This is a genomic window from Caulobacter sp. FV1ye6ST (assembly GCF_058681225.1).
Genome location: NZ_CM178733.1, coordinates 1,453,619 through 1,475,683 on the forward strand (window position 1 = coordinate 1,453,619; position 22,065 = coordinate 1,475,683).

A 22,065-nucleotide genomic window follows, 5' to 3' on the forward strand; every position below is an offset into this window, starting at 1 on the left:
ACTACTCAGCTGACGGACGTCTGGTTTGCGGACGGCCGCTTCTTACACGTCGAACTGCTCCGGTGCAGCCCCGATGACGCCCGTCAGTTGGCCCGGCGCGCGGGCCAGGCGTTCGTCCTGGGGCTGGAAGAAGCCCGACAGCGAGAACAGCTTCAGCCCGCCGGCCTCGGCGACCTGCTCGGCGGCGACGCCGTCCTGGCTCATGGCGTCGACGATGGCGGCCGTGCTCTTGGCCGAGTCGGTCACCCAGAAGGTCTGGTCGTGGCCCGTAGGCTCGACCTCGACCTCGGCCACGGCCAGGGCGGCTTGCGGTCCCCAGGTGGCGAGGCAGGGGAGGGCGGCGAACACTTTCAGCTTCGGCTCGGCCAGCAGGCGGCCCCACCAGGGCGTCTCGGACGTCAGCGGCAGGACGGCGACGCCCCAGGGGGCGCGGGCCACGGCCAGGGCGTCCTGGGCCGTTGGAACGATCGACAGGCGCGGGGCGGTCCCGAAGCGCAGGCGGGTCAGCTCGACCGCGCGGGCCGGCTCGCGACCGCCGAACACGGCCAGCTGATAGGGACCCTGGCGCGCCAGGTTGTCGGCCATGATCTCGCGCCAGATGCGGATGACCAGGGCGTTGGAGGCGCCGGTGCGCGGCGCGTCCAGAAGTTTGCGGACGATCTGGGCCTCGCGGCCAGGGCGCAGGCCAAAGCCCGTATCGCCCGAAGCGCGCTTGGCGGCCGCAACGGCGCTCGCTAAGCCGGCGCGCTCGTCGAGCAGCTTCAAAAGTTCACCGTCGATGGCGTCCAGTCGCCATCGGACCTCTTCGAGAGACGGTGTGGCGTCCGTCGCGTCGCTGCCCATGTTTTTCCCCGAAATTGGAGGGCGGACCATAGTCCTTGCCGCCGAACACGCAATAGCCAGCCCTGTTGGGGAAGAAAATTGCGCGCTCGGCGATCAGCGATCGGTCATTCGGGCTCAATATACCTTCGGCGCGGGTCCCGTATCGATCACGCCCAGGAAGGTGCGGCCGGTCTGGAACTTCAGGTCGGCTTCGATCACCGGCTCCTGGCCGGCGGCCTGGGCGACGGCGGCCAGGGCCTGTTCCGGCGTTCTGATCGGTTGGCCCGGGGCGGCGCGTTCCTTCAGCGCCACGCTCAGCGATCCGGTCACCGCGCCATCGGCGTCGACCGACAGCACGCCGGACTTGGCCTTGCCCTCGGCGTCGCCGGCCAGCAATTGGCTCTGCTGCACGCTGATCTGGCCGCCCGCCTCGCTCCAGCGCTTGACGGCCGCCTCCCAGTTGCGGCCGCGCAGGTAGGAGACGTGCGACAGGCGGGTCTCCAGGATCATCGAGGCGGTCTTGTCCTGGGCCAGACGGCCGAGGAGACCGGTGAAGGCGGTCTTGGCGCCGTCGGCCTTGAAGAAGATCGCGCCCTGGTCGTCGGGACCGCCGCGCGTGTGCAACTGCATGTTGTCGGCCGAGACCAGCTGGAACGGCTTGGACCCAGGGGCGGGGGTGAAGATCAGCTTGGCCCCCTCGACCGAGATGCGCGGCGGGTATTCGGTCACGTGCGAGACGCTGGCGCGCAGAGCCTGGCCGGTGATCGTCACGTCGCCTGCCTCGGGACGGGTCAGCACCACGCCCCGCGGCGCGACCAGCACCCAGTGGGTCAGGTCATAAATCTCGGCCTCGCCCTTCAGCACCGGCGCGCGGACGGCCCAGCCGGTGGGTTCGGCCATGCGGGCGTTGGTCAGGTCGACGTTCATGCGGAACGGGAAGCCGTGGAAGGTGCGGGCGCTCCACGACAGGTCATAGCCGCGCGACTTCAGGTCGGCCGACTGGGCGTCCATCCGCTGCTCGGCCTGGCCGCGCAGCCAGAACCAACCATAGCTCCAACCGCCCGCGATGATGGCGGCGAGGATGAAAGGCGTGAACAGACGGCTCCGCCGAGCTTTCTGGGGGGCTTTGCGAGGACGGGCGGCGTCGTTATGGGTCATGAAATGGGCGCGTCCAGTCGGGATCGGTGATGGGTTTGTCAGGCGACAGCGAAGATCGCTGGGTGTTCGGATACGGATCGCTCATGTGGCGGCCCGGGTTCCCGTTCATAGACCGAAGAACGGCCGTGCTCCACGGTCGCCGGCGGGCCTTCTGCATCTATTCCGTCCACCATCGCGGCACCTACGAGCGGCCAGGCCTGGTGCTGGGGCTGGCTCCCGGTGGCGCGGTGCGCGGCATGGCCTATCGCGTGGCGGCTAGCGAGTGGGAAGAGGTCTACGCCTACCTGCGCGAACGCGAGCAGCCGACCGAGACCTATTTCGAGACCTGGCGCGAGGTGAAGATCGACAATGGGCCAGAGGGGGGAGGCAAGACGCCCGCCCTGGTCTTCCTGTCTGACATGAAGCACAGCCAGTGGGCCGGGGCCCTGACCCTGGAACAGCAGGCCCAGCTGATCGCCGGCGCCAGGGGCCTGTCGGGCCGCAACATCGACTACCTCTCCGACCTCGTCCTGCACCTGCGCGAGAACGGGGTGCGCGACGTGGCGATGGAGAAGCTGCTGAAGATGGTGGAGGCGATCGAACCGGCCTAGACGCCGGACTCCTCGAGCGCCTGGGTCGCAGTATCGATCCTCGTCTGCAGCTCGCGCATGAACTCGCCGCGCTTCAAGCCGGCGGGGATGGGGTCGAGATAGTCGAAGACGATCGCGCCCGGCTTGACCAGGAAGCCCTTGTTCCAGTGGCTGCCGCAGTTCAGGGCCAGCGGCGTGACCGGCATGTTCAGCTCGCGATAGAGCGCGGCGATGCCGGGCTTGTAGTCGCCGGGTTGGCCCGGAAGGCCGCGAGTGCCTTCTGGAAAGATGATGATCTGGCGGCTCCCGGTCATGCGCGCGGTGGAGTCGCGGACCAGCTTCTTCAGCGCCGTCGAATGGCCGGCGCGGTCGACGACGATCATGCCCGCCTTCATGCCGTGCCAGCCGAACAGCGGCACCATCAGCAGTTCCTTCTTCATCACGAAGCAGGCGTCCGGCAACAGGGCGAACTGGCTGAAGACGTCGAACATCGATTGGTGCTTGGCCGCCACCAGGGCTGGGCCGGTCGGGCGCTGGCCGCGCACCTCGACCTTGACGTCGGCCAGCCAGCGCAGACCCCAGATCAGGCCCTTGGCCCAGGTGCTCAGGCACCAGGTGTTGGCGACGCGGGGCAGCGGATAGGTCACGATCATGCCCACGGCCCAGACGATGGACCACAGCCAGAAGAACAGCTGGAACAGGAACGAACGCAGATAGATCAAGACGCTTCCTTCGCCGCCGGGGCGGCCTTTTCTCCCGTTTTGCACGTCCGTGCAAAACAGAACTTTCTTAGTCGAGAACGTGACAAACGCCGAAACCGGCAACCACTTTCGGCTGTCACGTTCGCGGACCGAGCCCAAGGAACCCTTCACGTCCAAGGATCGCCAGGTACTTGCAGTATTCCACGATCATCCGCCGGGCGCTGAGGCCGGTCTTCCACCAGCGATGGGCGTTCAGGTCGGTCTTGACCGGGTAGGGGTACAGCTCGACGTTCGGCATGGCCGCCCGCAGCTCCAGCATGGAGCGCGGCATGTGGTAGTCGGCCGTGACCACGATCAGGCTCTCATAGCCCTTGGACTTGGCCCACTCGGCGGTCTCGCGGGCGTTGCCGACGGTGTTGGCGGCGGCGAACCCTAAGTCCACGCAGCAGTCATAGATCGGCTTGACCGCCTTGGTGACGGTCTGGACGTCGGCGCGGGTGGCCTCGCGGTTGACGCCGGAGATCAGCAGGCGCTGGCCCTTGCCTTCTTCCAGCAGCTTGGTGGCCGCCTCAAGGCGCAGGGTCGATGCGCCGGTCAGGGCCACGACGCCGTCGGCGACCGGCGGCTCCTTGGCGGGGGTCGACTGGTCCACGCGGCCGGTGAAGGCCAGCAGGCCCAGGCCCCAGATCATCAGCGCGATCAGCAGCGCGGCTAAGGTCTTCACGGCATCTCCCCCACGATGCGCGACGCGGCCAGACGGGCCGAGAGCCCGGCGATCAGCGCCGCGACCACCGGAGCGGGCAGGGCGGCGACCAGATCCATCCAGGCCAAGGGCAGAACCGGCGCAACCCCCGCGCCGCCGCCGAAATAGCGCGCAACGGAGCCGATGATGGCCGCGCCCGTCCCGCCCAGCAAGCCCGCCAGCGCGCCCATGGTCGCGAAACGGTTCTGGAACAGGCTGACGATGAAGCCCTGCTCGGCCCCGGAGAAGTGCAGCACCTCGATCACGTCGCGACGGGCGGCCAGTCCCGCCCGGGTGGCGAAGGCGATGACGGCGGCGGTGGCCGCGGCGATCAGGGCGAAGACACCCAGGGCCGCCAGGCGCGCCAGGTCGGCGGCGCGTTCGATATCGGCGATCCAGCGGCTGTGGTCGTCGACCGTGGCGTCGATGCCGGCCGAGCGCAGGGCCTTGTCCAGCACCTGGGCGGTCGGCGGGGCCTTGGGATCAAGCTCCAGGGTGACGAGGCGCGGGGTTGGCAGGTCGTCGACCAGGGCCTCCTTGCCGATCCACGGCGCCAGCAAGGCCTCGGCCTTCTCGCGCGGCAGGGCCTGGGCCTCGGCCACGCCCTTGACGCCGGCCAGGGTCTCGGCCGCGCGGGCCGCGGCGCTGTCGGGCGTTTCGTTGGCGCGCGCGCGGACCACCACGGTGGCTGAGTTGACCAGCTGGGACGTCCAGCCATCGGCTGCGCGGTTGGAGGCCAGCGCCGCGAAGGCGGTCAGGCAGGCCAAGAAGCACAGCACGGCCACCACGAAGACCAGCGCCCCGTCGCGGGCGTCACGCGGTGGCAGCAGCGGACCCGGCTTCCAGCGGGCGACCTGGAAGAACTCGCTCATCGCGGGCCTCCCACATCGACCAGGCGGCCATGGTCGAGGTGCAGGGTCGGGCGGGCGGCGCGGGCGACCAGGTCCTCGTCGTGGGTGGCGATCAGCACCGTGGTGCCCAGGCGGTTGAGCTCGACGAACAGCCGCAGCAGGCGCAGCGACATGGCCGGATCGACATTGCCGGTCGGCTCGTCGGCCAGCAGCACGTCGGGACGGTCGACCACGGCGCGGGCGATCGCGAGGCGCTGCTTCTCGCCGCCGGACAGGGTGGCGGGAAGCGCATGCATGCGTTCACCCAGTCCGACCCAGCTCAGCAGTTCGGCGACGTCCTCGCGGTAGGTGGCGGGCTTGCGCTTGAGAATCCGCAGCGGCAGGGCGGCGTTGTCGAACACCGACAGGTGCTCCAGCAAACGGAATTCCTGGAACACCACCCCGATCCGGCGGCGCAGAAACGGCAGGTCCGAGGTGTGGGTCAGGCTGACATCGCGCCCGAAAAGCTCGACGCGACCCCGTGACGCACGGTGGGCCAGATAGATCAGCTTAAGCAGGGAACTTTTGCCCGCCCCCGACGCGCCGGTGAGGAAATGGAACGAGCCAGGGGCCAGGGAAAAGCTGATATCCCTCAGGGTTTCCGGCGCTCGGCCGTAACGCATCGAGACGCCATCGAACCGGACCACCGGAAGGGCGTCATCGCCCTGTTCTGTGTCGATCCGCAAGGCGCGTCACTTGGGTTTCTGGACATCAGGGTTAAAATCAGCGACCCCCTTAAGCTGTGTGGGGAGCGTTCGATTCGCGGCCATGATACTGACCTGTCCGGAGTGCGCCAGCCGCTATTTCGTCGACGACTCCAAGGTCGGTGCGGCTGGTCGCGTCGTGCGCTGCGCTTCGTGCGGCCACCGCTGGAACGCGCGCAACGAAACGGCTGACGACCTCTTCGACGAGCCCGAGGCGCCGACCCTGGCCAGTCTGGCCGAAGGCGCCGAGCAGGCCGCCGAAACCGTGGCCGCCGGCGCGAGCCCAGACGGCGAGGAGCCGCCGGTCAGCGCGCTGCCGGGCGAGGAGCTTCCCAAGGTCTTCCGCGCGCGGGCCGACGCCGAGCGCCGCCTCCGCGAAGCCACCGCCACCGGCGTGATATGGGCCGGCATGGCGGCCGCCATGGCGGTGGTCGTGGTCGCCGCCCTGATTTTCCGCATCGACGTGGTCAAGATCCTGCCCGGCTCGGCCGGCGCCTATGCCGCCGTCGGCCTGCCGGTGAACACCATCGGCCTGGTGATCGACCGAGGCAGCATCAAGGCTCAGCCCGTGATGCTGGATGGCCACGCGGCCGTGACCGTCACCGGCTCGATCCGCAACATCACCGAACACGAAGTGCTGGCCCCGCCGCTGCGGGTCGAGTTGCTGAACAAGCAGGACAAGCGCGTGGCCGGCCAGCTGGCCGCGGCCGCCGACGCCAAGATCCCCCCGGGCGAGGTGCGCCACTTCTCGATCACCTTCCTGAACCCGCCGCGCACCGCCAAGGACCTGCAGATCGGTTTCGCCACCGAAGCTGGCGCGGCCAGGGCGGTGAAAGCGGCCCTGAAGAAGCCGGAAGGCCACGGCGGCGAGCCTCAACTGGACCTTCGCGGCGCTCAGGAAGCCCCCGTCGAGCACGAAGCGGCTGGACAGGAACCCCCGGGACATGAGAGCGGGGACGAAACGCCTCCCCCTTCGGACTCTCATGAACCCGACCACCATGAATGACACCCAACATCCCGAAGTCCTGATCTCGGAAGCCGAGATCGCCGAGCGGGTTCAGAAGCTGGCCGAAGCGATCGCGCCGCGCATCGACAACGACACCGTCGTGATCTGCCTGCTGACGGGCGGTCTGTGGTTCGCCGCCGACCTGACCCGCGCCCTCTACAAGGCCGGCCGCGACGTGCGGTTCGACGCCCTGTGGCTGGCGTCCTATCACGACGAGCGCAAGAGCACCGGCCGCTGCGAGGTCCGCGCCGACCTGCAACGCCCGCTGGTCGGCCGCCGCGCGCTGGTCGTCGACGACGTGTTCGACACCGGCCTGTCGCTGTCGGAAGCCGCCCGCCTGGTGAAGGACGCGGGGGCCAGCGAAGTGCTGACCGCCGTCTTCGCCCGCAAGCCCTGGCCGAAGGATCGCGGCATGGAGCCCGACTTCGTCGCCTGGGAAGCGCCCGCGCGGTACCTGGTCGGCTACGGCCTAGACGACGAGGGCAAGAGCCGCGGCCTGCCGTACATCGGCGCCCTGGACTGAACGGACTGACGATCGCCCCGGGGCAGCGTCCCGGGAGCGACCCATTTTGGGCTTGCCGGCGATTTATCCCTTCCGAGCCCCATGACGTGGTAGTGTGAACGTAAGGCGCTACGAAGCGCCATTGGCGGTCCGCCTTATCCCGCGGAACAGCTCGCCAAGCCCTCCGAATGAAGGGGGGCGCATATTCCCTAGACACGCCCGCTGGCGCTCCAGCCCCAAGACATCCTGATCGCGACCTCTCACGCCGGGCTTTCGCCCGAGCGATGACGCGCGTCGGATGATCCCTCCGCAAAGGAAGTCCGTTGTCCAAAGGCAATCGTGAGACCCGCAAGCCCAAGGCCGTCAAGCCGAAGGTGATCGCCGCCGCCGCGCCGACCCTTCCGGTCGCGTTCGCCCGCAAGAAATAGCCGATCCGTCGGCCGCCGAAGGCGCCGCCGCGCCGGCTAGGGCCGGTCCCTCTTCATCGCCATTCGACGAGGTCGCCGCCCGCGAGCGGCGGCTCGTCAGGGAGTGCTCGCTTGATCGCCTATCTTCTCCTGGTCCATCGCTTTCCCCAGCAATTCAAGCGGCTCTTCCGGGCCATCCATGATCCGGACAACCACTATGTCGTCCATGTCGACGCCAATGCGACGCCGGCTGTCGAGGCTGAGATCCGGGACTTCCTGAAGCCCTATCCCAATGCCGCGATGCTGGAGAGCCAGAGGGCGCTGTGGGGCGGCTACAGCCTGGTCGACGCCGAGCTGCGGGGCATGGAGAAGCTGCTTGAGATGAACGCCGACTGGGAGGTGTTCATCAATCTCAGCGGCCAGGACTTCCCGCTGATGACCCAGAAGAACATCAAGGCCTTCCTGGCCCGCCATCGCGGCCAGGAGTTCATCAAGGTGCTGGACCAGGCCGCGGCGCGGCCCGACACCCTGGATCGGGTGCGTAAATATGTCGTCGAGTTGGGCGGACGCATCGTCAACACGCCCCTGACGCGTCGCTTCCCGGAGGGCGCCAAGCCCTATATCGGCAATCAGTGGATGATGGTCAGCCGCGCGTTCTGCGCGTTCGTCTGCCGGGATCCGGCCGCCGAACGGTTCAAGGCCTTCTATCGCAACACCTTCATCGCCGACGAAGGCTTCTTCCAGACGGTGATGATGAACGGCGCGCCGCACGGCCCGATCGTCAGCGACGACAAGCGGATGATCGACTGGATCCCCGACGGCGATATCAAGCTGCGGCCGCGGACCTATACGGCGGGGGACGCCGCCGCCCTGATCGCCAGCGGAAACCTCTTCGCGCGCAAGTTCGACGCCGAGGTCGACAGCAAGATCCTCGACATCCTCGAGGCGCACCTGTTGACGCAGGAGGCCGCGAATGCCGACGAGGCCAGGCCCGCCAAGCCGCGCGAAGCGGCTCTTATCGTCGCCTAGACCCAGTCCGGGACCAGGTCCCGGGCCAGGATCTCATCGTAGGTCGGCCGCTCGCGGATCACCGCATAGCGGTCGCCATCGACCAGGACCTCGGGAACCAGGGGGCGGGTGTTGTACTCGCTGGCCATGGCGGCGCCGTAGGCGCCGGCCGACATGAAGGCCACCAGGTCGCCGGCCGCGAACGGCGGCAAGGCGCGATCTCGCGTGAACGTGTCGCCCGTCTCGCAAACCGGGCCGACCACGTCATAGACCGTCTCGCCAGCACGCTGGATCACCGGGCGAATGTCGTGGAAGGCGTCGTACATGGCCGGGCGGACCAGGTCGTTCATGGCCGCGTCGATGACCAGGAACTTGCGGCCTTCCGGGCGCTCGTGGATGTGCATCACTTCGGCGACCATCACGCCGGCATTGGCGGCGATGACACGCCCTGGCTCGAAAGCCAGTCTGACGTTCAACCCTCTGGTGACCTCGCCGACCATCGCGCCGAACTCGGCGGGCGAGGGCGGTTCGGGATTGTTGAAGTAGGGCACGCCCAGGCCGCCGCCCAGGTCCAGGCGTTCGACCGACAAGCCTTCGCCCAGCAACTGTTCGACCAGGCCCCGCATCTTGGTGAAGGCCGCGCGCATGGGCGTCAGGTCGGTGATTTGGCTGCCGATGTGGCAGGCCACGCCGACGGGGTCGAGATTGGCGTTGTTGCTGGCGTTGGCGTAGAGGCGCGCGGCCTCGGCGAACGAGACGCCGAACTTGTTCTCGGACTTGCCGGTGGCGATCTTGGCGTGACCTCCGGCCGCGACGTCCGGATTGACCCGGAAAGCGACTTTCGCACGAACGCCCAGTTCGCCGGCCACCTGAGCGATTAGGTTCATCTCCGGCTCGGACTCGACGTTGATCTCCGCGACGCCGGTCTTGAGGGCGAATTCGATCTCGCGACGGGCCTTGCCGACGCCGGAGAAGACAATGCGCTCGGCCGGGATGCCGGCGGCGAGGGCGCGGCGCACCTCGCCCTCCGAGACCGTGTCGGCCCCGGCCCCCAGATCGCCCAGCACCTTCAGCACCGCGACGTTGGAATTGGCCTTCACGGCGTAGGCGACCAGCGGGTCGACGACGCCGCCGGCGACCAGGGCGTCGCGGAACACGGTGAAGTGCCGCTCCAGCGTGGCGCGGCTGTAGACGTAGACCGGCGTGCCGACCTCGGCCGCGATCCTGGCCAGGGGCACGCCTTCGCAGGCCATGCCCTCGGGGCCGTACTCGAAGTGGTTCAACGTATCGCCTTAATTCGGGGTGGCGCCGGGGAAGCCCTTGGCGGACGGGCCGCCGAACGGGTCCTTGGTGCCGGGCAGCGGCGCGGCGCGGATCGTGCGGTCGCTGGAGGCCGGGTCGCGGATCTCCTGGGCGCCGCCGGCGCGGGCCGGCTGGTTGGCCTGGGCCGAGGCGGCGCGGCGTTCGGCGTCCCAGGCGGCCTTCTTGGCCGGATCCCACATCGGGGCGGGACGCTCCAGGGCGCCTTGCTTGCCGCAGGCGGCGGCCGTGATGGCCAGGGCGGTCAGCGCCAGGATGGTGACAGGACGCAGCTTCATGCGAGGACTTCCTTCCAACGCGCGATCTGGGCGCGGACCTGGGCGGGGGCGGTCCCACCGTAGCTCATGCGGCTGGCCGCCGAGGCGGCCGGAGTCAGAACGGCGTAGACGTCCTGGGTGATCCGGGGCTCGATCGCCTGGAACTGTTCCAAGGTAAGATCGGCCAGATCGACGCCAAGGCCCTCGGCCGCCTTCACGGCGGAGCCTGTCACGTGGTGGGCGTCGCGGAAAGGCATGTTCAGCGTCCGCACCAGCCAATCGGCGAGGTCCGTGGCGGTCGAGAAGCCGGCGCCGGCGGCCGCCGCCATCTTTTCGGTGTTCGGCGTCAGGTCGGCGACCATGCCGGCCATGGCGAGCAGGCTGAGTTCAAGGGCGTCGAAGGCCTCGAAGGTCGGGACCTTGTCTTCCTGCATGTCCTTCGAATAGGCCAGCGGCAGGCCCTTCATGACCACGGTCAGGGTGGTCAGCGAACCCAGAATCCGGCCGACCTTGGCGCGGATCAGCTCGGCCGCGTCGGGGTTCTTTTTCTGCGGCATGATCGAGCTGCCGGTCGTGAAGGCGTCGGTCAGCTTGATGAAGCCGAACATCGGCGTCGTCCACAGCACGATCTCCTCGGCCAGGCGCGACAGGTGCGTGGCGGTGATCGAGGCGGCCGACAGGGCTTCCAGGGCGAAGTCGCGGGCCGAGACGCTGTCCAGCGAATTGGCGGTCGGCCGGTCGAAGCCCAGGGCCGCCGCCGTCTGGTGGCGATCGATCGGGAAGGGCGAACCGGCCAGGGCCGCGGCGCCCAGCGGGCACTCGTTCATGCGAGCGCGGGCGTCGCGGAAGCGGCTGGCGTCGCGGCCGAACATCTCGACATAGGCCATCAGGTGGTGGCCGAAGGTCACCGGCTGGGCCGGCTGCAGGTGAGTGAAGCCCGGCATCAGGGCGTCGGCATGGGCCTCGGCCTGTGCCAGCAGGGCTTTTTGCAGGGCTTCCAGTTGAGCGGCCGAGCGGTCGGCGGCGTCGCGGACCCACAAGCGGAAGTCGACGGCCACCTGGTCGTTGCGCGAGCGCGCGGTGTGCAGCCGGCCGGCGGTCGCGCCGATCAGCTCGCGCAGCCGCGCCTCGATATTCATGTGGATGTCTTCGTATTCGTCGCGGAAGGGGAAGGTCCCGGCCGTCATCTCGCCCTCGATGGCGTCGAGGCCTTTGAGGATTTCCTCGCCGTCGGCGCTTGCAATCACACCTTGGCTGATCAACATCCGGGCGTGGGCGCGGGAGCCTGCCAGGTCTTGCGCCCAGAGGCGCTTGTCGAAGCCGATGGAGACGTTGATCGCCTGCATCAGTTCCGCCGGCTTGGCCGAGAACCGACCGCCCCACATGGCTTGGCCCTGGCCCTTGTCGGCCTTGGGCGTATCGGAGGCGTTGTCGGTCATATGAGCGAAGTCCAATCGGAGGCGGCGGCCAAGAAGCGCAACCCTGTGAGGCTGGCGCTGGGTGGCGTCGTCCTCGTCGGCGTGGCGGCGGTTCTATACGTCATCGCCAGTGCTTCGTTCAAACCCCATGGGCCCGCCGACCTCACAGAATTCAAGAAGGGGACGCTGGAAAAGCTCGATGTGCCCGCCACGCCGCGTCCCGCGCCCGATACGGTGTTCACCAGCCTGGATGGCAAGTCCGCGACCCTGGCCGACTTCAAGGGCCGTGTGGTGGTCATGAACCTGTGGGCCACTTGGTGCGCGCCCTGCAAGGCCGAGATGCCGACCCTGGCCAAGCTGCAGGCCGTCTACGCTACACAGCCGGTGACCGTGCTGCCGATCTCGGTCGACCGTGACGGCGACCTTAACCTGGTCAACGAGGAGATGGCCGCCAACCCGCCGCTGAAGACCTACCGGGACCCGGGCTACAAGCTGTCCTTCGCCCTGGAGCCCAAGGCGGCCGGCTATCCGACCACGGTGATCTACGACCGCCAGGGCCGTGAGCGCGCCCGCATGGCCGGTCCGGCCGACTGGTCCAGCCCGGAAGCGCGCGGCATCGTCGAGAAGCTGCTGGCCGAGAAGTGACCGACCCGGCGATTTTCGAGCCCCATATCCTCGAGCCTCATATCCTTGAGCCGTTGGCCGACGACGCCTGGCCGGCCCGCGAGCGGGCGCGGCTGGGCGGCTGGCGGCTGAACGCCTCGTCCGGCCAGTCGATGCGGATCAACGCGTGCTGGCCCTTGGCGGCGCCGGACCGTGATCCGGAGGCGGCGCTGGATGCCGTCGAGGCCTGGTTCGCCGAGCGGAACCTGCCGCCGCGCTTCAAGCTGACCGACGGCGTCGTCGCGCCGGTCGATCTGGCCGAGCGTCTGGCGGCGCGCGGCTATGCCGCCTGCAAGACCACCCTGGTCATGCTGGGCCAATTGAAGGATGTGGCGGACGGGGAGGGCGACGCCGCCATCCGCCTGTCGGACACGCCGGACGCCACCTTCGAAGCGGTGTTCACCGCCACGGCCGGTAACCCGGAGGACGGCCGCGAGCGTCTCGACGCCCTCGGCCGTATCCCCGCGCCGGCCCGCTTCGCGCGGCTGGATATCGACGGCGTCCCGGCGGCGATCGGGGCCAGCGCCGTCGGCGGCGGCTATGCCGGGATCTTCGGCATGCGCACCGTGCCCGACCATCGCCGGAAGGGCCTTGCCCGGCGGGTGCTGCGCGCGCTGCTGGCCGAGGCCAAGACCCTCGGCGCCGAGCGAGCCTGGCTGCAGGTCGAGGCCGACAACGCCCCGGCGATCGCCCTCTATGCCGACGAGGGCTTCGCGCCCGGGTATCGCTACAGCTACTGGGTTCGCTGAGGCGCGACGCGACACAATCGCCCTAATGGTGCGAGAGGTGGTGTTGATAGACTAGTTTACAAAACAAACTTGTTGATCCATCTTGCGGCGACCTCAAAGGGGAGACCCAAGCCATGCACGCGCCCCTCAGCGCTTCCGAGCGGTCGACGCTCGCCCAGATCGGCGGCCGCAACGCCCCGATCGGCGCCTTGCGCGCCTTCGTCACCCTGCTGGTGATCGCTCACCACGCGGTGCTGACCTATCACCCGTACGCGCCGGCCCCGAAGGCGTTCGACGCCCAGCCGATCCTGTGGACGGCGTTCCCCATCGTCGATCCGCAAAAGTTCGGCGGCTGGGGCATCCTCACTCTGGTCAACGACCTCTTCTTCATGTCGCTGATGTTCTTCATCTCGGGCCTGTTCGTCGCCGACGGCCTGCGAGCCAGGGGCGCGGGAGGGTTCCTGAAGAGCCGGGCCTTGCGCCTGGGCGTTCCGTTCATCCTCGCCGCGGGCCTGCTGGCGCCGCTGGCCTATTTCCCGGCCTGGCTGCAGTCGGGAGGCGCGCCGTCGTTCACCGCCTTCGCCGAGGCCTGGACGCACCTGCCGTTCTGGCCCAGCGGTCCGGCCTGGTTCCTTTGGGTCTTGCTGGCCTTCTGCGCGCTGTTCACGGCGGTGTACGCCATGTGGCCCGGCGTCATCGACGCCCTCGGCCGTCTGGCCGGAGGCGCGGACGCCAAGCCCGGCCGGTTCTTCTGTGGTCTCGCGGCGGTGAGCCTGATGGCCTATCTACCGCTGGCCACGACCACGCCGTTCGGCCACTGGACGATGGTCGGGCCCTTCGTGGTCCAGACCGCGCGCATCGGCCACTACTTCGTCTACTTCCTGGCCGGGATCGCTGTCGGCGCGGCCGGCGTCGGCCAGGGCCTGACCGATCCGGACGGCAAGCTGGCCCAGCGCTGGTGGCTTTGGCATCTGGCCCCCATCCTGCCAATCGTCGGCGCGGTGGCGACCATGATCATCGCCTTCTCGCCGAACCCGCCGCCGAGGACGTTGCTGGACGCCTTTGGCGGACTGATGTTCTGCCTGTCCTGCGCCACCCTGTCGTTCGCGGCCCTGGCGACCTTCCTGCGCTTCGTCCGCAAGACGGGTCCGATTGGCGAAAGCCTGCAGGCCAACGCCTACGGCATGTACCTGACCCACTACGTCTTTACCGCCTGGCTGGGCTGGCTGCTGCTGCCGCAAAGCTGGGGCGGGCTCGCCAAGGGCTGGGTGGCGTTCGGCGGGGCGGTGGCGCTCAGCTGGCTGACGACCATGCTCCTGCGCCGTATGCCGCTGTTGGGGCGAATCCTGTGAGCCGTCATGATGCGGGGCTGAAGGGGATCGGCATGCCAGAAGACCAACCTAGCAAGCTCAAGAGCGCCCAGGACGACCTGGCCTTCTTGCGCGGCCTCGCCGACGGCAGCAACGAGCGCGGCGGGCTGGGCGTGGCCGGGGGCGCGCTCTACGGCTCGGCGGGGGTGCTCTACGGCGTCCAGACCCTGAGCTATTTCGTCCAGGAGAAGGGCCTGCTGAGTCTGGGATCGACCGGGAACATCGTGATGGCCTGGGCGCCGACGGTGATCTTCCTGATCCTGATGACCATCGTCATCATCATCGACCGCAAGAACCCCCAGCGTGGCGTCACCAACCGGGCCGTCAACGCCGCCTTCGCGGGCACGGGCATCGCCAATCTGGCGCTGGTGGTGGTGTTCGCCTCGGCCGCCGCGCGCAACCACGACTTCCGCTACTGGCTGTTCCATCCGGCGGTGGTGTTCATCCTCCAGGGGGCGGTCTGGTACGTGAGCTTCGTGCTGCGCAAGCGGGTCTGGATGGCGCTGGTGGCGATCGGCTGGCTGGTGTCGGGCGTGGTCATGGGGATGCTGATCCATCGCGCCGACCTCTACCTGGCGATCGCGACCTTCGGCCTTTTCGCTTTCATGGGGGCCCCGGGCTTCTTCATGATGCGCCAGGCCCTGCGGCCGGCCGCCTGAGACGATCGTGGCGCCGAGGTTCGACATCAGCGGGCTGGACGACGTCATCCACGGCCGAGTGCGGCTGGGGATCGTCGCCTACCTGGCCAGCGCCGAGGTGGCCGACTTCACCGAGCTGAAGGACGTGCTGGAGGTCACCCAAGGCAACCTGTCGATCCATCTGCGCAAGCTGGAGGAGGCGGGCTACGTCTCGATCGACAAGAGCTTCGTTGGCAGGAAGCCGCTGACACGGGTGCGCCTGACCGAGACGGGGCGGGCGGCGTTCGGGGTCTATCTGAAGGCCATGGGCCAGTTGGTCGAGCAGGCCGGGGGCTCTTAATAGTCCGATCTCCCCGGCGTTCGCCGGGAAGATCGGTATTCAGGAGAATCCGAGTTCTTTCCTGAGGTCGGCCGCGCTCATGCCCATCGCCCGCAGTTCGCGCAGCGTCTGGGCCTTGTCGCGCTTGGCGTAACGCTTGCCGTCCGGGCCGACCAGCAGGCCGTGATGGCGGTAGGTCGGGGTCGGATAGCCCAGCAGCGCCTGCAGCAGGCGCTGGATGTGGGCGGCCTCGAACAGGTCCACGCCTCGGATCACATGGGTGACGTCTTGCCGCGCGTCGTCGTGGACCACGGCCAGGTGATAGGCGACGCCGACGTCCTTGCGGGCGAGGACGATATCGCCGGCGGTCTCGGGACGCGCCTGGACGACGCCGGCCTCGCCGTCGGGGCCCACGCCCTGTTCAACGAAGGTCAGGCCCTCGAAGCCGCCCAGCGCGTCACGCGCCGCCGCCAGCGACAGCCGCCAGGCGAAGGCCTCGCCGCGTTCGAGGCGCTCGGCTTCCTCGGCGGCGGAGAGCGGCGCGCCGACATAAGGCGCGGCCGGCGCGTGCGGGGCGCGGCCGATGTCGATTTCCTTGCGGGTCTTGAAGCAGCGATAGACCAGACCGCGTTCGCGTAGAGCCTCGATGGCCGCGTGATAATCGGCGAGGTGTTTGGACTGCCGACGGACGGGCGTTTCCCAGGAAAGGCCCAGCCAGGCCAGGTCCTCGAAGATCGCCGTGTCGTATTCCGGCCGGCAGCGGGTGGCGTCGATATCCTCGATGCGCAGCAGGAAGCCGCCACCGGCCTCTTGCGCGGCGCGATAGGCCGTCAGGGCCGAGAACGCGTGGCCGCGATGCAGATAGCCCGTCGGCGACGGGGCGAACCGGGTGACGAAGGTCACGCTGGATCTCAGTCCTGAGGGGCGGTCAGCTTCGCGAACATGCCCAGGTGCTCGAACACGGCGCGGAGGAAGGCTTCCTCGCCGCCCAGCTGGGCCTTCAGCGTGGTGAACTGCTTGAAGCCGATCATCTCGGCCAGACCGTGGCCGGCGCACCAGGCGGCGATGGTCGCCAGTTCAAGGTCGATGCCGCTGACGTCGCCGCCGCTGTTCTCGTTGATGGTGTCGCGGACCTGGCAATAGGCGCCGTCGTCCTTCAACTGGTCGGGCAGGGCGTCCTTGTCGCGCGAACGGTCGTACATCACGCGATACAGAGCCGGGTTATCGCGGGCGAAGCAGACATAGGCCACGCCGATATTGGTCATCCGTGAGCGGGCGTCCTGGGTCTCCGTGCGAGCCTGGGTCAGCGCCTCGTTGAGTTCGTGCCAGCCCTCGTGGGCGACGGCTTCCAGCAGCTCGGCCTTGTCCTTGAAGTGGTGATAGGGCGCGGCGGGGCTGACCCCGGCCTCGCGCGCCACGGCCCGCAGCGACAAGGCCGCGGGACCCTCGGTCTCGAGGATCTTGCGGGCGGCGTCGATCAGGGCGCGGCTCAGGTCGCCATGGTGATACGGGCGGGATTCGGCGGGCGCGATGGTCATTGGCCCTCACTGTAACAGCACCTTTCCAAATTTTCATCCAAGCACTGTAAAGATCATCTTGACGCCGTTCAGATTGGTGCTATCTAAGCATCGTCCAGATTGGCTCGGCGCAGGCCCGGCCAGGGCCCATCGGGGCAGGACAACAAACCGAGGGACTTCCCATGCAACGTACGCTTGCCGCCTTTGAAAACGCCTTCGACCGTCTGGCCGCCGGCTATTTCCTCGTCATTGCTCTTGGCGTCGCCGCCGCCGTCGCCGGCGTGGTTCTCTAGTCAAGACAGACGGTTCGCTGTCGGCGGGTTCGCCTCGGAGCGCCCGCCGCCGCGTTCGGCTTGAAGCTTTGCCGTCGCGGAGCTAACCAGAACCGGACGCGTTAGCCTTTCGACGCTTTAATCCGTACGCGTCGCAGGCTTTCTTTATGATCCAAGATATCGTCCGATGAGCGTCGCCTTCACCAAGGAAGGCGACAGCGAGGCCTTCGCGGCCGATCTGCCCGATCGCCCGATCTCCACCCATCCCAATCTCGTCACGCCGGAAGGCCTGATTCAGATCGAGGCCGAGCTGGCCTCGGCGCGCGCGGCCTACAGCGCGGCCCAGACCGCCGGCGGGGCGGCGGATGGTGATCGCACGGCCATGGCCCGGGCCACGCGCGACCTGCGCTACTGGTCGGCCCGTCGCGCCACCGCCCAGCTGATGGAGCGTGACCCGGCCAAGACCGTCGTGCAGTTCGGCGACCGCGTGACCTTCGAGCGCGAGGACGGTCGCGTGCAGACCTTCCGCATCGTCGGCGAGGACGAGGCCGACCCGGCCCAGGGCTCGGTCTCCTACGTCGCGCCGATCGCTCGCGCCCTGCTGGGCAAGGTCGTCGGCGATAGCTCGCCAGCGCCGGGCGGCGAGGTCGAGATCACCGCGATCGGCGGATAGTTCAGCAAGTTCCGGATTGTCAGTGGCGGCGGGACGGGGTCCCTTGCGGTCGATGTTCGTTCCGCCCAGCGCCGAAGCCCTTCTCGAAGCCCGCAGGCATCTCGCGTCCGTCGACCCGGCGCTGGCCGCGATCGAGGCCGTCACGCCGTCCTTCGAGTGGCGCGTCAGCAGGGGCGGCTTTGCCGGTCTGCTCAAGATGGTCGTACAGCAGCAGGTGTCCTTGGCCTCGGCCGCCGCCATCTGGGCGCGGGTGGAGGCCGGTCTTCCCGACATGACGCCGGACGCGGTGATGGGTCATGAGGACGCCTACCTGCTGTCGCTGGGCCTGTCGCGACCCAAGGCGCGCTATGCCCGCGCCCTGGCCGAGGCGCACCTCACCGGCGCCTGCGATTTCGACGCCTTGCCGGGACTGTCCGACGACGAGGCCATCGCGGCCCTGACCGCCATCACCGGCATCGGCCGCTGGACCGCCGAGGTCTATCTGATGTTCACCCAAGGGCGGCTGGACATGTTCCCCGGCGGCGATATCGCCCTGCAGGAAGCCATGCGCTGGACCGACAGGGCCGAGGTTCGTCCGACCGAGAAACAGGCCTATGCGCGCGCCCAGCTCTGGCGGCCCTATCGCGGTGTCGCCGCCCATCTGCTCTGGGCCTGCTACGGCGCCGTCAAACGTCGCGAGATCGCGCCTTTCTAAATCCCGTCGGCGAGATGTCTTGGTTCTGTCGCTGACATGGCCCATCCTTTCCATGCGTTCGGGAATGAATGGCGATTCCCTGAATAGCGTAGGAAGGAGGCCCGTCTTCAGTCCTGTCGCGTACCACATCAGCCGAGGTGCTGAACGCTTGGCCGTTCGCCTCGAAGGGGGGATCTGATGCAGGTCCTCACACGCCCGCCGTCGGGCATGCCGGCCCTCGTGCTCAATGCCGATTTCAGGCCGCTCAGCTACTATCCGCTGTCCCTCTGGCCTTGGCAGGAGGTGATCAAGGCGGTGTTCCTGGATCGCGTCGACGTCGTGGCCAGCTATGACCAGGTCGTCCATTCGCCGTCGTTCGAGATGCGACTGCCCAGCGTGGTGGCGCTGAAGCAGTACGTGCCGCAGGAGCGACCGCCCGCCTTCACGCGCTTCAACCTGTTCCTGCGCGACAGCTTCAGCTGCCAGTACTGCGGTTCGCCGGAGGACCTGACCTTCGACCACGTGATCCCCCGCTCGCGCGGCGGCCGGACCACCTGGGAGAATATCGTCACCGCCTGCGCCCCCTGTAATCTCAGCAAGGGCGGTCGGACGCCGCGCGAGGCGGGGATGCAGCCCTTCCACAACGCCCGCCGTCCATCGATGCATGAGCTGCAGGAGCGGGGGCGACGCTTCCCGCCGGGGCGGCTGCACGTCAGCTGGCTGGACTATCTGTACTGGGACATCGAGCTGGAGGCTTAGCGGCCTCTGGCTCCAGACAGCAAAACGGCCCGGGCTATGGCATGAGGGGGATAGCTGTCCCGGGCCGTGGCTGTGGGCGGAAGGGGATAGACCGCCGAAGCTGAACCCTAAATGCGGTGCGCGAGGCTCAGGTTCCAGAGGTCGCGGCGAATATTCAGAGGCGAAATAGGCGGGCATGGCGGCTGTCCGACCATGCAACCCGAACCTGGAGCGGCGGGTTTTTAGTCCGAGGCTAAAAAGCCACGGGAGACTATGCCATGAGCCGACAACCTAATACCGACGGCGACCAACGCCACTTCACGCACGGTGCCGCCGCGTCCACGGTCGACATGGCCTCGGAGAGCAAGGCGCGCGCCGAAGACCGCCATATCGACGCGCCGCACGCGCGCGAGGCCAAGCATCCGTTGGCCGACAACGAAAAGCACGACCAGCTGGCCGGCAAGGTCGCCAATTCCGAGAGCCGTCAGGAAGCCCTGCTGGACGAAGGTCTGGAAGAAAGCTTCCCGGGCAGCGACCCGGTCAGCGTCAAGCGCATTACCTGACGGGAAACCGACGGGCGGCGCGCTCGGCGAAGCTGGGCGCGTCCGCCTCGTTCGGTGAGAACGTTGTCGCGCGCTGGCGTCGGCCGCGACGACGGTCAAGCGCGGCGATCTGGGCGAAGGTCAGGTCACCTTGTTCGCGGGCCAGCTTGCGGACGGTCTCGATCATGCTGGCGCCGTAGATCGTCACGATACCGGCCGCGTCGGCCAGCCAGTCGGCGATATTGCCGTCGCGGTGGGCGACGATCTGGGCGACCTCGATCGCCGCGCCCAGCACCAGCGCCGCGATGGCCAGGTCATTGCGGCGCATGCGCGGGAAAGCCAGGAACGACACGGCAAGCAGACCGCCGAACGCGATGGCGTGCGCTTCCTTGTCGGTGAGGCCGAAGTGGCCTTCCGCGCCCTGGAACGGACCGAGAGTCAGCGCCACCACGGTCAGGGAGCCAGCCATCAGCGTAAAGCGCGCGGCGGCGACGAGGTGGATGGGTTTGAACATGGGGCGCGACCTCCGGAAGGACATGCGGGTCCTAACCTCTAAGGTCGCGCCATCCGGTGAACGGACAGGGTTAGCGGAAGGTGACCGCTACTTCCTCGCGGCTTCCGCCGCCTTCTTGGCTTCGGCCTCGGCCTTGGCGGCGTCGTCCTGGGTCTTCTTCCACACCTGATAAGCTTCCAGATAGGGCTGCCGGCGCAGGACCTTCGAGGCCGGGTCGATAATGACCGGTACGGTATCGCCGATGCTCACCCGGCCCGTCCCGTCGGTCATCGGCAGGGTGACGATCTTGCCGCCCACCTTGACGTCCACCGGCATCGGGAAAGGTTTGTCCTTGGGCGTCTTCCACCTCAAAAGCAGATCGTCGCCCTGGCGGGTCTCGACCAGTTCCGGCGGCGCCGCCTCGTAGAGATAGACGTCGAAGAACCAGCCGTAGTCCTTGCCGGTCACCTGGTCGACGATCTTGATGTAGTCCTTGGTGCCCAGATATCGGGTGGTGAAATTGCCCGGCTTGGGATCGTCGCGGCCGTAGACGGCGATGCGGGTGATCTTGAAGAAGGCCTCGTCGCCGATCAGGGTCCGTAGCGTGTGCAGGACGTTGGCGGCCTTGTAGTAGATGTCGTTCCCCGGCCCGCGCTCGCCGTTATAGACCTCGTCTTCCCTCAGCGGCTTGCCCGAGACGATCGGGAACCTGTTCCTTGTATCGACCCGCATCTGGTTCAGGCGCGCCATGTATTCCATGTCGCCATGCAGCCATTGCGACATCAGCGGCTGCATGTAGGTCCCGTAGCCCTCGTGCAGCCACATGTCGTCATTGTCGCTGTTGGTCAGCTGATTGCCGAACCACTCGTGCGCGAACTCGTGCTGCAGCAGCCAGTCGAAGCCGTAGACTTCCTTCTTGTACTTGTTGCCGTAGGCGTTGATCGTCTGGTGCTCCATGCCCAGGTGCGGTGTCTCGACCACGCCCATCTTTTCGTCGCCGAATGGGTAGGGGCCGATCATCTGCTCGTAGAAGTCCAGCATCGGCGCGAACTCGGCGAACAGGCCCTTGGCCTTCTCCGTTTCGCCTTTCAGATACCAGAACGACATCGGGAAGCTGTCGCCGAAGCGGCTCTTGTAGGTGGCCGTCATCTCCTCGTAGGGGCCGACGTCCAGGGCGATGGCGTAGGTGTTGGGGTTCTTGGCCCGCCAGTTGTAGGTCCGCCACCCGTCCTTCTCGGTCATGCCCTTGAAGACGCCGTTGGCCGGGGCGACCAGAGGGGCGGGGACGGTGATGTGCAGGTCCACCAGCTTCGGCTCGCCCGTCGGATAGTCGATGCAGGGCCAGAAGATGTCGCAGCCGTCACCTTGTACGGCGGTGGCGATCCAGGGCTCGCCGGTCGGGGCCTTGCTCCAGACGAAGCCGCCGTCCCAAGGGGCGCGCTTGGCCTCCAGCGGGACGCCGTCATAGGTGATCACCGCCGTGATCGACCTGCCCTTGGCGACCTCCTTGGGCAGGGTGATGGTCATCCGGCCTTCGGGATTGGTCCAGGCGGCGGGCTTCAGCGGCTTGCCGTCGATGGTCAGCCCGCGGATCGTAAAGACGCGGTCGAAGTCGAGGACCAGCTTGTCCAGCGGCGCCTTGGCCGTGAAGGTCAGGGTCGCTTCGCCCTCGATAGCCTTCTTGTCGGGTAGGATCTTGAACTTGAGGTCGGCGTGCTCGAAGCCCAGCGCCTGCTGCGCGGCGGGCATCAAGCCGCCGGTCCGCAGGCTGAGTTCACTGGTCTTGAGAGGCTCGGCGGCCCAAGCGACGGAGGACGTCGCCGTCGACAGGGCCAGCAGCGACGCCGCGCGGGCGGCGAAGGTACGAAACGACAAGTAGGCGACTCCCCAACGCAAGGTCTTGTGGGGAGCATCGGTAGGCCCGCGCGCGGCGGG

The 22,065-nt window shown here is 67.9% G+C and carries 27 protein-coding genes; 14 read left to right on the forward strand and 13 right to left on the reverse strand.

Features of this window, described 5'->3' with window-relative positions:
- Positions 1-42 precede the first annotated feature (42 nt).
- Positions 43-843, reverse strand: coding sequence for a chorismate mutase (locus ACW175_RS07085; protein ID WP_492103890.1), 801 nt, complete (start codon positions 841-843; stop codon positions 43-45).
- 114 nt (positions 844-957) lie between these two features.
- Positions 958-1,980 (reverse strand): DUF2125 domain-containing protein, encoded by a 1,023-nt coding sequence (locus ACW175_RS07090; RefSeq protein WP_492103891.1) that lies wholly within the window; start codon positions 1,978-1,980, stop codon positions 958-960.
- A gap of 29 nt (positions 1,981-2,009) precedes the next feature.
- Here ACW175_RS07090 and ACW175_RS07095 point away from each other — a divergent pair, with 29 nt between their 5' ends.
- Positions 2,010-2,570, forward strand: coding sequence for a gamma-glutamylcyclotransferase (locus ACW175_RS07095; RefSeq protein ID WP_492103892.1), 561 nt, complete (start codon positions 2,010-2,012; stop codon positions 2,568-2,570).
- Here ACW175_RS07095 and ACW175_RS07100 read toward each other — a convergent pair.
- The 4 genes from ACW175_RS07100 to ftsE form a co-directional block, all read right to left on the reverse strand.
- The gene (locus tag ACW175_RS07100) at positions 2,567-3,271 is read right to left on the reverse strand and encodes a lysophospholipid acyltransferase family protein (RefSeq protein WP_492103893.1); all 705 of its coding nucleotides are present in this window, start codon (positions 3,269-3,271) and stop codon (positions 2,567-2,569) included. The genes ACW175_RS07095 and ACW175_RS07100 overlap by 4 nt on opposite strands.
- 115 nt (positions 3,272-3,386) lie before the next feature.
- Entirely contained in the window at positions 3,387-3,974 is a 588-nt protein-coding gene (locus ACW175_RS07105) for a YdcF family protein (RefSeq protein WP_492103894.1), read from the reverse strand.
- The gene (locus ACW175_RS07110; RefSeq protein ID WP_492103895.1) at positions 3,971-4,864 is read right to left on the reverse strand and encodes a cell division protein FtsX; all 894 of its coding nucleotides are present in this window, start codon (positions 4,862-4,864) and stop codon (positions 3,971-3,973) included. Before ACW175_RS07110 ends, ACW175_RS07105 begins: the two co-directional genes overlap by 4 nt.
- Positions 4,861-5,568 carry a cell division ATP-binding protein FtsE gene (gene ftsE, locus ACW175_RS07115; protein ID WP_492103896.1) on the reverse strand — a complete coding sequence of 236 codons (708 nt, stop codon included), beginning with the start codon at positions 5,566-5,568 and terminating at the stop codon, positions 4,861-4,863. The genes ACW175_RS07110 and ftsE overlap by 4 nt, the downstream gene beginning before the upstream one ends.
- 58 nt (positions 5,569-5,626) lie before the next feature.
- Here ftsE and ACW175_RS07120 point away from each other — a divergent pair, with 58 nt between their 5' ends.
- From ACW175_RS07120 to ACW175_RS07130, 3 genes are all read left to right on the forward strand, one after another.
- Positions 5,627-6,592 carry an MJ0042-type zinc finger domain-containing protein gene (locus tag ACW175_RS07120; protein WP_492103897.1) on the forward strand — a complete coding sequence of 322 codons (966 nt, stop codon included), beginning with the start codon at positions 5,627-5,629 and terminating at the stop codon, positions 6,590-6,592.
- Positions 6,531-7,115: a phosphoribosyltransferase gene (locus ACW175_RS07125; RefSeq protein ID WP_492103898.1), complete on the forward strand. Its 585-nt coding sequence runs from the start codon at positions 6,531-6,533 to the stop codon at positions 7,113-7,115. The genes ACW175_RS07120 and ACW175_RS07125 overlap by 62 nt, the downstream gene beginning before the upstream one ends.
- A gap of 518 nt (positions 7,116-7,633) precedes the next feature.
- Complete coding sequence (locus ACW175_RS07130) at positions 7,634-8,530, forward strand: beta-1,6-N-acetylglucosaminyltransferase (RefSeq protein ID WP_492103899.1); 897 nt, start codon at positions 7,634-7,636, stop codon at positions 8,528-8,530.
- Here the strand turns inward: ACW175_RS07130 and lysA are convergent.
- From lysA to argH, 3 genes are read right to left on the reverse strand one after another with little or no spacing between them, the layout of a single operon-like run.
- Complete coding sequence (gene lysA / locus ACW175_RS07135; RefSeq protein WP_492103900.1) at positions 8,527-9,792, reverse strand: diaminopimelate decarboxylase; 1,266 nt, start codon at positions 9,790-9,792, stop codon at positions 8,527-8,529. The genes ACW175_RS07130 and lysA overlap by 4 nt on opposite strands.
- A gap of 9 nt (positions 9,793-9,801) precedes the next feature.
- Entirely contained in the window at positions 9,802-10,107 is a 306-nt protein-coding gene (locus ACW175_RS07140) for a hypothetical protein (RefSeq protein WP_492103901.1), read from the reverse strand.
- A complete protein-coding gene (argH, locus tag ACW175_RS07145; protein ID WP_492103902.1) occupies positions 10,104-11,525 on the reverse strand; it encodes an argininosuccinate lyase in 1,422 nt (473 codons plus the stop codon). Before argH ends, ACW175_RS07140 begins: the two co-directional genes overlap by 4 nt.
- Between argH and ACW175_RS07150 the strand changes: the two genes are divergently transcribed.
- From ACW175_RS07150 to ACW175_RS07170, 5 genes are all read left to right on the forward strand, one after another.
- Positions 11,526-12,149, forward strand: a complete 624-nt coding sequence (locus tag ACW175_RS07150) for a TlpA family protein disulfide reductase (RefSeq protein ID WP_492103903.1) — start codon at positions 11,526-11,528, stop codon at positions 12,147-12,149.
- 26 nt (positions 12,150-12,175) lie between these two features.
- On the forward strand, positions 12,176-12,916 hold the full coding sequence (locus ACW175_RS07155) for a GNAT family N-acetyltransferase (RefSeq protein ID WP_492104918.1): 741 nt from the start codon (positions 12,176-12,178) through the stop codon (positions 12,914-12,916).
- Between the two features lie 113 nt (positions 12,917-13,029).
- Positions 13,030-14,247, forward strand: coding sequence for an acyltransferase family protein (locus ACW175_RS07160; RefSeq protein ID WP_492103904.1), 1,218 nt, complete (start codon positions 13,030-13,032; stop codon positions 14,245-14,247).
- Positions 14,248-14,279: 32 nt separating this feature from the next.
- Positions 14,280-14,924 (forward strand): hypothetical protein, encoded by a 645-nt coding sequence (locus ACW175_RS07165; RefSeq protein WP_492104919.1) that lies wholly within the window; start codon positions 14,280-14,282, stop codon positions 14,922-14,924.
- A 7-nt stretch (positions 14,925-14,931) separates the two neighbouring features.
- Positions 14,932-15,243, forward strand: coding sequence for a winged helix-turn-helix domain-containing protein (locus ACW175_RS07170; protein WP_492103905.1), 312 nt, complete (start codon positions 14,932-14,934; stop codon positions 15,241-15,243).
- A 39-nt stretch (positions 15,244-15,282) separates the two neighbouring features.
- Here the strand turns inward: ACW175_RS07170 and gluQRS are convergent, their stop codons facing one another.
- Both gluQRS and ACW175_RS07180 read right to left on the reverse strand, forming a co-directional pair.
- Entirely contained in the window at positions 15,283-16,125 is an 843-nt protein-coding gene (gluQRS, locus tag ACW175_RS07175; protein WP_492103906.1) for a tRNA glutamyl-Q(34) synthetase GluQRS, read from the reverse strand.
- A gap of 8 nt (positions 16,126-16,133) precedes the next feature.
- Complete coding sequence (locus ACW175_RS07180; RefSeq protein WP_492103907.1) at positions 16,134-16,760, reverse strand: TetR/AcrR family transcriptional regulator; 627 nt, start codon at positions 16,758-16,760, stop codon at positions 16,134-16,136.
- Between the two features lie 161 nt (positions 16,761-16,921).
- Here ACW175_RS07180 and ACW175_RS07185 point away from each other — a divergent pair, with 161 nt between their 5' ends.
- The 5 genes from ACW175_RS07185 (at position 16,922) to ACW175_RS07205 (ending at position 19,658) form a co-directional block, all read left to right on the forward strand.
- On the forward strand, positions 16,922-17,032 hold the full coding sequence (locus ACW175_RS07185) for a hypothetical protein (RefSeq protein WP_492103908.1): 111 nt from the start codon (positions 16,922-16,924) through the stop codon (positions 17,030-17,032).
- A gap of 166 nt (positions 17,033-17,198) precedes the next feature.
- The gene (greA, locus tag ACW175_RS07190) at positions 17,199-17,684 is read left to right on the forward strand and encodes a transcription elongation factor GreA (protein ID WP_492103909.1); all 486 of its coding nucleotides are present in this window, start codon (positions 17,199-17,201) and stop codon (positions 17,682-17,684) included.
- Positions 17,685-17,736: 52 nt separating this feature from the next.
- A complete protein-coding gene (locus tag ACW175_RS07195) occupies positions 17,737-18,378 on the forward strand; it encodes a DNA-3-methyladenine glycosylase family protein (protein ID WP_492103910.1) in 642 nt (213 codons plus the stop codon).
- Between the two features lie 174 nt (positions 18,379-18,552).
- Positions 18,553-19,116, forward strand: a complete 564-nt coding sequence (locus ACW175_RS07200; RefSeq protein WP_099576605.1) for an HNH endonuclease — start codon at positions 18,553-18,555, stop codon at positions 19,114-19,116.
- A gap of 257 nt (positions 19,117-19,373) precedes the next feature.
- The gene (locus ACW175_RS07205; RefSeq protein ID WP_492103911.1) at positions 19,374-19,658 is read left to right on the forward strand and encodes a hypothetical protein; all 285 of its coding nucleotides are present in this window, start codon (positions 19,374-19,376) and stop codon (positions 19,656-19,658) included.
- On the opposite strand, the gene ACW175_RS07210 is transcribed toward ACW175_RS07205, so the two are convergent.
- Entirely contained in the window at positions 19,651-20,151 is a 501-nt protein-coding gene (locus ACW175_RS07210; protein WP_492103912.1) for a VanZ family protein, read from the reverse strand. The genes ACW175_RS07205 and ACW175_RS07210 overlap by 8 nt on opposite strands.
- Positions 20,152-20,238: 87 nt before the next feature.
- Positions 20,239-22,005 (reverse strand): M1 family metallopeptidase, encoded by a 1,767-nt coding sequence (locus ACW175_RS07215; protein WP_492103913.1) that lies wholly within the window; start codon positions 22,003-22,005, stop codon positions 20,239-20,241.
- Positions 22,006-22,065 lie beyond the last annotated feature (60 nt).

Coding starts and splice junctions, on each gene's coding strand:
- ACW175_RS07085 (WP_492103890.1), bottom strand. CDS start 843: ATGGGCAGCGACGCGACGGACGCCACACCGTCTCTCGAAGAGGTCCGA.
- ACW175_RS07090 (WP_492103891.1), bottom strand. CDS start 1,980: ATGACCCATAACGACGCCGCCCGTCCTCGCAAAGCCCCCCAGAAAGCT.
- ACW175_RS07095 (WP_492103892.1), top strand. CDS start 2,010: ATGGGTTTGTCAGGCGACAGCGAAGATCGCTGGGTGTTCGGATACGGA.
- ACW175_RS07110 (WP_492103895.1), bottom strand. CDS start 4,864: ATGAGCGAGTTCTTCCAGGTCGCCCGCTGGAAGCCGGGTCCGCTGCTG.
- ACW175_RS07125 (WP_492103898.1), top strand. CDS start 6,531: ATGAGAGCGGGGACGAAACGCCTCCCCCTTCGGACTCTCATGAACCCG.
- ACW175_RS07140 (WP_492103901.1), bottom strand. CDS start 10,107: ATGAAGCTGCGTCCTGTCACCATCCTGGCGCTGACCGCCCTGGCCATC.
- argH (WP_492103902.1), bottom strand. CDS start 11,525: ATGACCGACAACGCCTCCGATACGCCCAAGGCCGACAAGGGCCAGGGC.
- ACW175_RS07150 (WP_492103903.1), top strand. CDS start 11,526: ATGAGCGAAGTCCAATCGGAGGCGGCGGCCAAGAAGCGCAACCCTGTG.
- ACW175_RS07160 (WP_492103904.1), top strand. CDS start 13,030: ATGCACGCGCCCCTCAGCGCTTCCGAGCGGTCGACGCTCGCCCAGATC.
- ACW175_RS07165 (WP_492104919.1), top strand. CDS start 14,280: ATGCCAGAAGACCAACCTAGCAAGCTCAAGAGCGCCCAGGACGACCTG.
- ACW175_RS07180 (WP_492103907.1), bottom strand. CDS start 16,760: ATGACCATCGCGCCCGCCGAATCCCGCCCGTATCACCATGGCGACCTG.
- ACW175_RS07185 (WP_492103908.1), top strand. CDS start 16,922: ATGCAACGTACGCTTGCCGCCTTTGAAAACGCCTTCGACCGTCTGGCC.
- greA (WP_492103909.1), top strand. CDS start 17,199: ATGAGCGTCGCCTTCACCAAGGAAGGCGACAGCGAGGCCTTCGCGGCC.
- ACW175_RS07195 (WP_492103910.1), top strand. CDS start 17,737: ATGTTCGTTCCGCCCAGCGCCGAAGCCCTTCTCGAAGCCCGCAGGCAT.
- ACW175_RS07205 (WP_492103911.1), top strand. CDS start 19,374: ATGAGCCGACAACCTAATACCGACGGCGACCAACGCCACTTCACGCAC.
- ACW175_RS07210 (WP_492103912.1), bottom strand. CDS start 20,151: ATGTTCAAACCCATCCACCTCGTCGCCGCCGCGCGCTTTACGCTGATG.